The 12,799-nt window shown below is 48.1% G+C and carries 8 protein-coding genes; 1 reads left to right on the top strand and 7 read right to left on the bottom strand.

Translation table 11 applies throughout. From position 1 onward, the window contains the following. Positions 1-278: 278 nt before the first annotated feature. The 3 genes from MRJ96_01410 to MRJ96_01420 form a co-directional block, all read right to left on the bottom strand. Positions 279-1,232, bottom strand: coding sequence for an ethylbenzene dehydrogenase-related protein (locus MRJ96_01410; protein MDR4500100.1), 954 nt, complete (start codon positions 1,230-1,232; stop codon positions 279-281). A gap of 99 nt (positions 1,233-1,331) precedes the next feature. Continuing rightward, a complete protein-coding gene (locus tag MRJ96_01415; protein MDR4500101.1) occupies positions 1,332-2,288 on the bottom strand; it encodes a molecular chaperone TorD family protein in 957 nt (318 codons plus the stop codon). Positions 2,289-3,276: 988 nt separating this feature from the next. Further along, complete coding sequence (locus tag MRJ96_01420; GenBank protein ID MDR4500102.1) at positions 3,277-4,275, bottom strand: hypothetical protein; 999 nt, start codon at positions 4,273-4,275, stop codon at positions 3,277-3,279. A gap of 270 nt (positions 4,276-4,545) precedes the next feature. Here MRJ96_01420 and MRJ96_01425 point away from each other — a divergent pair, with 270 nt between their 5' ends. Continuing rightward, the gene (locus MRJ96_01425) at positions 4,546-5,640 is read left to right on the top strand and encodes a WD40 repeat domain-containing protein (protein ID MDR4500103.1); all 1,095 of its coding nucleotides are present in this window, start codon (positions 4,546-4,548) and stop codon (positions 5,638-5,640) included. Positions 5,641-5,796: 156 nt separating this feature from the next. On the opposite strand, the gene MRJ96_01430 is transcribed toward MRJ96_01425, so the two are convergent. From MRJ96_01430 to secF, 4 genes are all read right to left on the bottom strand, one after another. Then, positions 5,797-7,239, bottom strand: coding sequence for a sigma-54 dependent transcriptional regulator (locus tag MRJ96_01430; GenBank protein ID MDR4500104.1), 1,443 nt, complete (start codon positions 7,237-7,239; stop codon positions 5,797-5,799). Further along, complete coding sequence (locus MRJ96_01435) at positions 7,236-10,418, bottom strand: PAS domain S-box protein (protein MDR4500105.1); 3,183 nt, start codon at positions 10,416-10,418, stop codon at positions 7,236-7,238. Before MRJ96_01435 ends, MRJ96_01430 begins: the two co-directional genes overlap by 4 nt. A 234-nt stretch (positions 10,419-10,652) precedes the next feature. Then, positions 10,653-11,801 carry a phage tail sheath subtilisin-like domain-containing protein gene (locus tag MRJ96_01440; protein MDR4500106.1) on the bottom strand — a complete coding sequence of 383 codons (1,149 nt, stop codon included), beginning with the start codon at positions 11,799-11,801 and terminating at the stop codon, positions 10,653-10,655. 69 nt (positions 11,802-11,870) lie between these two features. Then, a complete protein-coding gene (secF, locus tag MRJ96_01445; protein ID MDR4500107.1) occupies positions 11,871-12,791 on the bottom strand; it encodes a protein translocase subunit SecF in 921 nt (306 codons plus the stop codon). Between the last annotated feature and the right edge of the window lie 8 nt (positions 12,792-12,799).

A 12,799-nucleotide genomic window follows, 5' to 3' on the forward strand; every position in this document is an offset into this window, starting at 1 on the left:
TAGTGCTACACTAACATGAGACATAAGATGAAAGTAAACGATTATTACTATTACCTTAAAACGAACAAGTCCTACTGATTTAGAAAGTGATAATACAACACATACATTTAAAGATGGCTTAGACAATTTTCCTGAACTTGTCTGTTATTTTAAAAACTATAAAAGAAGTGTTTCAAATAAAAAACCTCAGGCAACTTACGTATTTTGCAAGCTGCCTGAGGTTTTTCTAAACCTTAAACTCTATGCTCAAAGAGTTTTAAAAATAAGCTTAAAACTCCTTATGGCATTTTGGCCGTAAACCAGGTAGAGATTCCCTTCATGCCGTTTCGTTCGACATTCGAGCCATCCCACACAGCAAAGGCAACCGGAATGCTAGCCCCTGCCTTGAACTGCACATCGTTCGGGTCATTAGTCGTTAGACCTCGCTTCATCACAACGCGCCAGGTTGGCCCAGAACAGCAACCACCCTTAAGGGCTCCATAAGGTTCCCATAACCCGTTACCGACCACATCTTGGGACGCTTGCGTCGTCAGCGTGCTAAACCCATTTGCATTTAAGTCTTCAACAGAACTCTTCCGTAATGTTGGATCAGACATAATGTTTCCTGACCAGATACCAGGATTGAATGGCCCTAAGCTCCGTCCAATCCGGTCTGGATAGGTCACGCCTCCAGCTGGTTCTTCGTAGTAAAAGTCCCAGGCAATGGATGGATACTGTTGATCCACATCCCACATTCCGGCAACTCCAGCACCCATGTCGCGTTGCCATTCGGCATTCCAACGCCAGATGTTGACCGTCCCACCAGATTGCCCCATACATTGGAACGGAGGAGCCCCTGACGTTTGCACGGGAAACTGCACCGCCACTTGATCCCTGAAGTCTTGGGGACCAATGGTCGTGTTGTTCAAGGTTTGATCACTCCAGTTCGTCCACACACCGATCTCTTTCCCGTTAGTGGCCATCTTGACCATTACGGTTTTAACTGAAATGTTTGGGTGCATCGGGGTGGTAATAGTTTGCCCGCTTAATGGAACCACGATACCAGGGACGGACTCCCATACAGGGTTGGCGGCATCCATTGGAATGGGGCCTTTGATCGACCCGACCGGAATGGTGACTGGCTGAGAAACGGCTAGGGGTATTTGCCCCACCGTCAACAGTCCGCCTACCAAGACGGCCGAGAGAAGAACGCCAAACACGAACCGATTGTTACGCGTCTGCACCACTCTCATAATGACGCATCCTCCTTTGATAAAAGATTAAAATCGAAAGGACTGCTCACTAACAAAATGTCCTGAAAGCAAAGATACATACTTAACCTCAAAACCTCCTTACTCTTTTTCTTGTTGGTCAACACCTTTTGCTTCTTTGTCAAGATAGGCTTGAGCACCCACCTCATTCATTAAGAGGTCCAGTTCATTACCTTGATCCTGTGCACCGCATTCAAAGGTTTGGCCTTCTGGGCTTGCATAATTTGCTGGTCGATAGTCAGTTTCTGAATAGGGTTGAGGAGTCACACCGAGATAAGCTACTTCAAAGGCTACCCAATCAGACGTAAAGTCAGCTAACGCCTTGTAAAAACCATAATCGGCTTTACGCTTTAACATTCCTGAAAAGAGTGGAACCCAACGACCAACATGCTCCTTAACAAATCTCTTTTCTGCATCAACAACAGTCTTTAACTTTTCAGGGCCATCATGAATAAGCGCATACGACTCTTTATAGGAAAGGTAGTGTATAAATTCTAATTCGACGCTTAAATGATCAATTCGTTCATGAATATCATTAGAAAGCTGAAGGCCAAATGCATTATAAAAACCGGCAATATCCCCCATGGTGTAAGATTGACCAAACACGTGGTCGTTACCGAATAACGTTTCGTATGGCGGGCAATCTAAGGATATGACATTACTGAAAACACGACGGTGATCATCTCTCAGGTCTTGCAGGTTCCAATTAGCCCCTTCCGAATTTACCCACTCCTCAATTGCATCAAGATGACTAACTATTGCATCAAGGCTTTCCTTACCCTCTGGACCGCCATGACCCTCTAGTGATTGATTCAGATTTTCTAACGCCGCCCTTCCATCTTCTACAAATTCACCACTTTGAAGATAATCTAAGAATTCATCATCTTCAGGAAACAAATAACTCCATGACAAGAGTAGATAGAGTTTGCTTCGGGAAAGAGCACGCTCAACTGCTGGAGCATCTTTAGGAGAAATTTGTGCTTGGCTCGCTACAGCCGAAGAACTTCCCCCGTTTGTATGTTCCTTGGTAAGTTCCATGTCGTTCACCTACAACCTTGTTGTCCTACATAACTAAAGATGGATGAAAAAAATTATTTTGCCCAAAAAAGACGAAACATCAACCATGCTTTACCCATGTAGAGGGGCATGATGATAGGATAACTGGCTATTGAAGTCAAGGGATATTTCGTCTTCGTTTTTCATTCGTCAAAACTTTGATAACATGTCATAAACATTGAAGAAAACCTAGTTTATTTTCACAGAAGAACATCAATGATACCATTAAATGCCTAGGTAAATTAACTCATTCAACTGTTAGACGTACCTCCTTTCTCAACCCATAACCATTACGGTGGAAGTAACCTAGAGGGGAAAACTCTGATTGCTACCCGATCATTAACCGCTTTACAAATTTGCTGACAAATGCCACATCCAACACAACGATCATCTCGAACGGACAGTTGCATAGATCCGAAATCCATAGCTATCGCCTGTTCAGGACATTTTGAGACGCAAGCATTACAACCATGGGCCGCTGTACAGTCCTGGTACGACAGCCTCGCTATCCCCATTCGTACATCAGAGGCTCCGGACAGGGACAACAACGCCTCAGACTCACACGCTTCAATGCACGGAAAATCTTCACATAACCGACAAGGATTCTCTTCAGCTATAATGACAGGAGTCTCATCAATCTTGTGATGACGAATGGCATCGAAAGGACAGGTGTCTATACAGTCGTCACACTTGGTACATCGATCGAGGAATTCCGATTCGTTTACAGCGCCAGGGGGGCGCAACCAGTCCTGTCGTTCCGTAATCACAGGAACCTCGGATACCTTAGCTGGAGCGTTGCTGTGTTTCATGTATTCCTGTACCGTCACCCCTAGCGATACCATGGATTGGCGAATAAAGTTTCGCCTTCCTAGCGAACGCTCATCACCTGACCTGGGATCTGATTTGGAAGTTTTCATATCAGGACACAATAGATTTTCAATTAATCAAGTATGTATAAGATCTTCCCGCTTTAGACAACGCCAGCCGCACGCAGCTTATAAACCTCAAAACACCGATCACATGCCCCGTACTCAACTTCCCAGCCAGGATGGTTTTCGCGAATATAGTCAAGGACGAAACCTTCTAATTTTTCTTCGAGATTTTCTACCCATGAATAGGTGGGGAAGCGACAAAGAGGACACGGAAATCCAGGCATGAGGAGTGGCTTTGTCGGCAAATCTGGAACCTCTCCATCCTCAACTTCAATGGCTCGATCCATAACACGAATCGTATCGGCCGCCATCTCCAAAAGCTCTGCGTGGGTCAAATACTCGGCTTGCCACAAACCTTCGAAGACTCCCTCGACTTGTCCTGGTAAAATTTTCCGATACCACGTTCGAAATTCCCGAAAGCGGTATTCTTTGGAAAACATCGGTTCCTTACCGGATCGGGCAATACGGCTATCGACATGTAAACTCCAGAGCACTCGATACCGGTTGAGGATCAAATGCTCTTCTCCCGGGTTGAACCCCACTTTTGTGTCAGCATCATACCCAAATGCATCATCCAACATATCTGAAATGTGCGTCAATTCGTGACGAAGGTAACGATTAATGGCGGGATCATAAAAGCGTCGAGGAATCAATTTAATGCCAACACCTTTGAGACCTTTTTCTTCGAATTGCTTGGCAAGTTTTTCTTCAACTGTTCCCCACTTACGAAGAATATCAACGCCCTCCTGATCTTCTTTCAATACTCCCCGAACCAACACAATGCCGATCTTTGCCTTAAGCACTGGAAACTCATCGAACGATTGATTGAGAATATCTGCAAATCCCCACTTCCCAAAGAGTTGTTGATAGAGTTTCTTGAATTCTGGCTCCCGATCATCTAATGAATACTTTTCATAAATGGGATCAGCCATCTCATGAAATTCATTATAGTAGGTAGGGTCACCCTCTCGTTCGGTCTTTTCAGAAAACGAGTCAATAACTTCTTGCAAGAGTGCTGGCTGAAAACGAATCTCCATAAATCCTCCGTGCGAGGCTTAAGCCTTCAAAATGATCAACACATTGATTGGTCGGGAGCAGGCCATGAGATACCCGACATGCAGATGACACACCTTTACCTTGACTCATGATCAAGGTGGTGTTTAGTATCAAAAGCTAAAGAATTCGTCATACTCTCTATTTGATTATAGGAAGCGTCTCTTTCCATTAGCAAGGGACTTCTCCTTTCTCATGGCCCGACAATTTCCAAAGAATTTCTCTATGAACATGTTTTTTAAAGGAGTTACGGCATGAATAATCCTACGGCTTCAACCACCCCAACAGACACTCCCGATGGGGCACCGTATCTTGATGACCTTCATGAAGAGAACTTAAATTCACTCGAGCACTGGGAAGCTGGCGCTCAACAGGTTAAGACATTTCGGGGACATACACAGGATGTGTGGAGTGTCTCGTTCGCACCGGATGGCTTAACACTCGCGAGTGGGGGAAACGATCGCTATGTCAGAATATGGGATATCGAAACCGGACGAATTCTACGATCACTACGGGGACATACCCACAATATTCGCCAGGTCGCTTATAGCCCTGATGGCCAAACACTGGCGACAGCCAGCGAAGATCGGACCATTCGGCTATGGAATCCGAACACTGGGGAGACCACACGTCTTCTCTTTACGCGGTACGATCATGCCGTCACGAATATCTCTTTTTCTCCGGACGGATTGATGTTAGCCAGAGCTGGTCAAAATAAAGATATTAAGATCTGGGAAATCACGACTGGCACCGAATTAATGACCCTACTCGGGAAAGATCAGTACGATCATCATTGGTCTGTCTGTACAGCCTTCAGCCCTGATGGCATCCACCTGGTGTCAGGCAGCGACATCGGGAAACTCCGGCTCTATGAAGTTCTTCCAAGTGGAGAAGAAAAGTGCGTGCATAACGCGCATTGGAGAGATGACGCCAACGACGAAGAGTCGGAAGCCAGGGGGTATTTTGTCGATGATCAAGGTGGATTTCAAAAGCCCATGGAATATTGGATTGGCGCACTCACCTATACCCCAGATGGAAAAACCTTATTCTCCGGAAGTAGAGACTGTACGATCAAATTATTTGAGATGCCGGAATTACGTGAATATAGGACGCTTAGAGGCCATAGCGGATGGGTGCGAAACCTTTTGGTGACCGCTGACGGAAAAGTCCTGATCAGCGCCAGCGACGATGCTTCAGTGAAAATGTGGAACCTTGAAACCGGAAAATGTTTCCGCACGTTAAAACCCCATAAGGGCCCCATACGAGGCATCGCCTTATCGGCAGATGGTCGATTTCTTGCCACGGCCTCGACCGACCGGACCATCATGTTGTGGGAAGGCGGTGCCTGACTGTGAAATGAGAACACGGCTTGAAAGGAAGATGTCCCCCAAAACATCATTGACAGGCTTGTACGGTCAAAGTCTTTGACTTGATAATCTGCGCCTGTCCTCAAGAACGCTACGATAGAGCCCTTTCCTGGCGACTAGTCTACTTTCAGCAATTCTTTATAGATTTGTTTCTCTCTTGGCCTCATCCACACTCGAGATATCATATCGCTTACATTTCTCCCACAAGGCTTTTCGCGACAAGCCCAAGACTTTTGAGGCCATCGTCCGGCTCCAGCCGGTCCGATTCAGAACATCCAAAATATGCGAACGTTCGAATCGTTCTCTGGCAGCCGCAAGCGTCTCCCCTCCCCCCTGAGCCTTTTTCCCAGGGTGCAGTTCCTGGCAAAACCCACATCCCGCCTGATGTTCGCCACTCGCGAAGGAACAATGGCTTTGCCCACAGAGATCCCATGCCTGGATTTCATCAGAATTTTGAGCCAGTGCAATCGCACGTTCGAGCGTATTCTCGAGTTCTCGAACATTTCCCGGGAATGAATAGCGCATGAGAATTTCCTGGGCTTGCCGTGAAATCACTTTCGGCGACTGCTGCGCCCGATTCGCGAATGCCTGTAAAAGATGTTCGGCGATCACAAACACGTCTTCTTTTCGTTCACGAAGAGGTGGAAGATGCACTGGGACAACGTTTAAACGATAGTACAGATCTTCTCGGAATTGGCCTCTTTCGACTTCAAATTTCAAATCTTTCTGCGTGGCACAGACAAGCCGAACATCGACTTCAATGGTTTCATTGCCTCCAACTCGTTCAAATTGTCTCTCCTGTAAAACCCGCAACAGCTTCACCTGCACGAGCGGAGAGATCTCACCGATTTCGTCGAGAAACAACGTCCCCTGATGAGCGAGCTCAAACCGGCCACGCCGCTGTTTGAGGGCTCCCGTGAACGCACCTTTTTCATGCCCAAACAATTCTGCCTCCAAGAGCGTTTCAGGCAGTGCGGCACAACTAACCTTAATCAAGGCATGTTGAGCCCGTGGACTATTACGGTGGATCGCATTGGCGATCAATTCCTTCCCTGTCCCACTTTCTCCATACACCAACACCGTTGCATCGGTGCCTGACACGAGCTTGACCTTTTCGAGCACTTCTTGCATTCGCCGATTCTTTCCGATAATTCCCCCAAAACTAAATTTACTCTCTAACTCCTCACGAAGCTCGCGGTTCTCCCGTTGAAGCCCAACAACTTTCGTGACCCGCTCAACGATCAACAGGAGTTCGTCCATTGAAAACGGTTTCGTGATATAGTCATAGGCGCCATGCTTCATCGCCTGCACGGCTGTATCCACTGACCCGTGAGCCGTGATCAGAATCACTTCCGTGCTGGGATGATGCTCCTTCGCGGCCCGGACGATTTCCAGCCCATCAACCCCGGGCAACCGAAGGTCGGTAATTACGACATCAAACCGAGACGACCGTAATTTCTCTAATCCTTCATCGCCGGTGGACGCCTCTTGGACCGCATAGCCAATGGCCTCCAGGGCATCTACCATAGACAACCGCATTAACGGTTCATCGTCAATAACGAGAATGGAGGAAGAATTCATGAGATCACCTGCTCTGGAGTCCGGACAGAAACAATGGGAAGCCGAACGGTAAACTTAGTCCCCTTTCCGACTTCGCTTTCGAGAATCATCTCTCCACCATGACGCTCAACAATCCCTAAACTCACCGACAACCCGAGCCCTGTCCCCTCTCCCGTTTTTTTGGTTGTAAAAAACGGGTCGAAAATCTTTGAACGAACCTCCGAGGCAATACCACAGCCCGTATCTTCCACGTCGATTTCACATACACGATCAGTCTGTCGAGTTCGAACGATCACATTCCCTCCTGATTGAGTAGCTTGGGCCGCGTTTAAGATCAGGTTCGTCAATACCTGCTCGATCATGTGCGGATCAACCATGAGCAAGGGCAACGCCGCGTGGCAGTCCTTTCGCAGTTCAATCGCCTTCGCAGCGAGCATATGGCTTGTCAGCGCGATGACTCGGTCGACGAGCGGATTGATGTCTGTCGCCACAAGCTCAGGTGGATATTGTTGCGAGAAATCTAATAATTGACGAACGATTTTTTGCACACGTTGAAGTCCATCCTCCATAAAATGCATGTACTCTTGAGACCGTGCTTCACTCAACGTTCCCTTACGTATGTTGTACAAGCAATTTAAGATTCCCCCTAAAGGATTGTTGATTTCATGAGCCACACCTGCCGCCAATTTTCCGACTGACGCCAAACGTTCGGCATTTTGCACTTGCCGTTCGAGAGTTTTACGCTCGGTAATATCCCGGGCGATACCCAACATTCCCATGGGCTCTCCATGTTGATCGAACAAAGGGGAAACACTGACCAGGACTGAACGGTGATCTCCGATTCGGCTTACCATCTCAACTTCGTAGACCTGTTTCGCCCCAATATCCAACGTATCCTTTAAATGCCGACCACGATAGCGTTTCGACAACAGAGTCAAGAAAGGACGACCGATGAGATCTTCTTTCGTATACCCCCAGAGCTCCACCTGACTGTTCACATAGGTAAAACATTGCTCTCGATCCAAGGTATAAATCACGTCATTCGCGTTTTCGAGGAGGCTTTCGATATATTGTTTGGCCTGTTCAATTTCCTTGGTCCGCTCTTGGACCTTTTCTTCCAGCGCTTCACTGTAACGATGCAACTGATCTTGCAAACGTTTACGCTCCGCGATGTCTCTCAACTGCACCATCACCGCGGAATGACCGGCCATGTCGACATGGACCACATCAATTTCGACTTCACGACGTTGTCGATCAACATCGTACACCACAATTTCTTGAGTGGAAATCTTGTGCGACTCCTCTCTGACTCGACGCAACAAGTCCTCCGTTTTTTCCCGTTGATCGGGTGCCACCCAATCCAATAAAGAGGTTCCAACGACTTGAGACGGCGCATGGCCCAACATGTCCTGCTCACGTTCATTCACCGCCTCAATCTGCCATTGATCATTCACGACAAAGATTGAATCCGCGGAAAGATTAAACAACGCCTTATACCGACCCTCCGATGCAGAAAGCTGCCGAGTTCGATCAGTGACCTCTTGCTCTAACCCCGTCGTGTACCGGGACACTTCACGTTCTAAAATTTTACGGTCGGTGATATCTTGCACAAACCCGCGAGAGTGGACTAAGAGCCCGGTCTCGGGATTTATCAGAGCCGTCGAATGAATCTCGACGTCAATCAATTTTCCCTCACGCGTGACGAAGACCGTCTCGATCGTCTTATTCTCCAAACTTCCAAGTTGCTGCACATACTGCCTAATCCGTTCCTGTTGATCGGAGGGGACAATAGCCCACAACGGCATGCCCAACATATCTTCAAGGGTATAACCTAACTTCTGCAATTCCGTCTGGTTGACATGTACGAACGCTCCAGACGCATCAAGTTGATGAATCATTTCTGGAGAATGTTCGATGAGATCGCGATACTTTTCTTTAAGCTGCCCTATCTCTTCCACTTTGTGATTTAGCTCGGTAAATGAGTGGTCAAGATTGCTTGCCATCCCATTAAACGCGTCAGCTAATTGTTCGATTTCATCACCGGTTTGAATTCGAATCTGATGCTCAAGATCGCCTCGGCCTATACGCTGAACCCCTTCGTACAACGACTGGATAGGCTTGACGATCCGTCCTGCGACCAACACCCCGCAAATCCACAGAATGACGAATACGGCCAACCCATAGAAGGCCACCTTATTTAAAAGTTGAGCGAGCGGGGCATACGTTTCGGCTGGATCTTGACGAACGAGCATGTGCCACTGATGACCGCCAAAACTTTCCGGAGCAAGGTCAACGCCAAGGTGGAGAGGAGCAAATCCCACGATCGAATTTTCTGCTCCATGCGAGTCAGGATTGGCCATGACCCAACCAGGTTCCTTTGCGGTAATGGCTTCAATCAGTTCAGGCGACGCACGGTGCTCTTCCAGGGACAACACCGGACACAACAATGGGATCCCATCAGAAGCCATTAACATAGCATGGCCAGTCGACCCTGCCGTCACCTCGGAAATCGAACGAAACAATGAGTCGCGGCGCAGCAGAATACTGACAACACCGACGATGTCCTCACGCTGATCATCCAAAATCGGAACAGCGACATTCAGAACATGCGTGCCAAAAGAAGGCGCAAAGAACAGGTCACTCACATAGGCTTGCGGATGCTGCTCTTGATGGAACACCGCTTTCCACCACGCACTGTTCCCATGAAAAAATTTCACCTGAGGGAAAGAGCTGAGCACGAGCGCTCCCTGATTGTCCGTCACCCAAATGGCCAAATAATCTGCCCGACGCACCTCATGCCATTGAATTAAATAATTGGTCGCATATTGGTTGATGAACAACGGAAATTGATCTTGATGCGCTCGTTGCCGCCAACGCTCCTGCCACTGCTCGATCAGCTCAGCGATTTCCTCGGGATTTTTATCTTCATAACTGCGATTAGAATCCGTGACTGCACTACGAATAAAAGGGATCGTCGCAAGTTGTTGCGCTTCATTAATCCCCCGGATGATTTGTGTTTCGACTTTTCTGGCCACCTCGACAGCCATACCTTTAAAATTGATGCCAGCTGTCTCCCGCAACGCGCGCTGCTCCTCGAAGTAGGTCAGAAGAAGCGAAAGAACGAGTGGCAGAAGACCAACCAGTACCATTCCCAGGATGGTCTTACTTTTCAGGTTTAGAGGCGGGAACAACCGTTTCACATTCGTAACACCTTCAAAAGATAGAACAATCCTGCAAACCGCTTGTTATATAAGATATTTTGTTTCCTGGTCTGTTGCGATGTCAAGGAATCGTAACGATTCACTACGGGTGATGGTCCGGTTGGCATCCTGTTGCAGTCGACGGCAAATACGGTAATGGACCAAACTGGACTAAAGGTAGAGAAGGTAGCTCTAGGCAAGCAGGCAAAGGCAAACTGTAATTGGCTGGAATCGCTATAGTGATTGAGCTTGCTGTTGAATGTGAATAACGATAAATTCAGCCGGTTTTAAGGGAGCAAACCCTACAACCAGATTGACCCGCCCAGCAGTTTGATCCGGCAGCGTGATGGTATCTCTTCCACAACGGACAAAATACGCGTCTCGAGCCTTTCTCCCTTGAAAGGCACCTTGACGAAACATCGTTTCTAAAAATGTCCCGACGAACAGACGAATTTGAGCCCATAAAGGTTCATCGTTCGGTTCAAAGACGGCCCATTTCAATCCTAGCTGAATACTCTGCCTGAGGTAGATCGCCGTTCTCTGGACAGGCACATATTTCCACTCTGAATCCGAAGAAAGCGTTCGCGCTCCCCAGGCCATATAGCCAGCTGACGCCTTACGAGTGAGTGGATTGATGTTTGCCACGGTTAAACTTTGTTGATCGTTGCGGCCCAAGACCGGTTCAAGACCAACGACTTCCCGTAAGTTCGCCTCGGCTCCAGCTGGGGCCTTCCACACTCCCTGTGCCTGATCGACGCGAGCATAAATCCCAGCCAGGGTTCCACTGGAAGGCATCGTGATCGTCGGTGAGTTCTTGCGAACCGCATGGACTTGAATGAAGGGAAAGTAGACGACCACGTTCGGTTGATACAGTTCCTGTCGAGACTGAACCCAACTTGTGAGGTCGTGTATCGTTCGGAAAGACGAACTGCGTCGAGGCAGGTCTAAAATATAGACGAGACTTTGCTTGACCGCCACGAAAACCGATTGTCGATACACCTGATCAACATCCCGATCACTCAGTTCAAAAGTTTCAGGGATCAAAAGCAGATTAGCAAACGGTATCCGTGGGACTAACGATAGACCTTTCAGAAGAGGTGAGGCTTTTCGTAAAAACGTAGCCCCTGTCGAAATCACCCAAATGTCCGATCCTCCGTTGGCGAAAAATTGACTGACAACCAAAGAAGACAGGTTACCTGCACGAAGTCCGCCAAATCTTCGCTCAAAGTCTCGAAGGGTCTTGACCTGTTGAGGAGAATATGACGGCCCAGCCGGAAAAGAGCCAATGACTACAGCTCTGGAAGTGGAAACTCCAAGGATCGGCTTGTTGGGCTGCTTGGGAGTTTGAACGGAACCACCAGGCGCGCGAAAGACTTTTGGCATAGGAAGAGTCCGGACAGGAAGGAACCCAGGCGTCTCGCAAGTCGGGTGACGGAATGGGACGACTGACGCCTATTTCCCTCGACTCAGAAGTTTGCCTTCGGCACCAGGCCAGATGAGCAGCAGGGGGCTTGCGACAAACACAGATGAGTAGGTTCCGATCAATACACCCAAGAGAAGTGCCAGAGAAAAGTCGTGAAGAACTTCACCTCCAAATAACGTCAAAGGCACTAACACGAGCACCACGGTCAAGGTCGTCACCAACGTCCGGCTCAGGACTTGATTGATCCCACTATTGATGATGGTCTCAATCGACTGGCGTCGACGTTGCCGAAGATTTTCACGAATTCGGTCAAACACGATCACCGTATCCGTCAAGGAGTAACCGGCGAGCGTCAACAAGGCCGTGACGACGAGCAGCGTAATTTCGACATTCATCAACGAAAAAATCCCAAGGACCGCTAACACATCATGAAATGTCGCGACAGCCGCCGCCACGCCAAATCGAAACTCAAACCTGGCCGCGATATACAAAATAATGCCGATCAACGACAAGACAACCGCCACCAACGCATCCTGTTGAAGCTTTTTTCCGATCGTTGGTCCGATCGATGTACTTGAATCAATCTCAAAGGCATGGTCTTTAAATTCATCGCGAAAGGCCTGAATGATTTTATCGCTGATGGCGTCCTCTATCGTGTTCTCTGTCTTCACACGTATCAGCAGTTTATTATCCTGGGGAAATTCCTGAAGCTCGGCATCTCCCAGCCCATGTTTGGCCAACACTGCGCGTGCGGATTCAATCGACAGGGGTCGATCGAACTTGAGTTGAACCGCTGTTCCTCCTGCGAAATCAATCCCTAAATTGGCAGAGCCCATCGAAATTTGGATGATGGCAATCAGCCCCAACAGCCCCAGGACTCCAGAAACGCCCAAGGCAATCTTGCGTCGTCCCATGAAATCAATATTGGTTTTCCCGACGATTTCAAACATAGCGTGCG

Source organism: Nitrospirales bacterium (genome assembly GCA_031315865.1).
Lineage (GTDB): Bacteria > Nitrospirota > Nitrospiria > Nitrospirales > UBA8639 > JAGQKC01.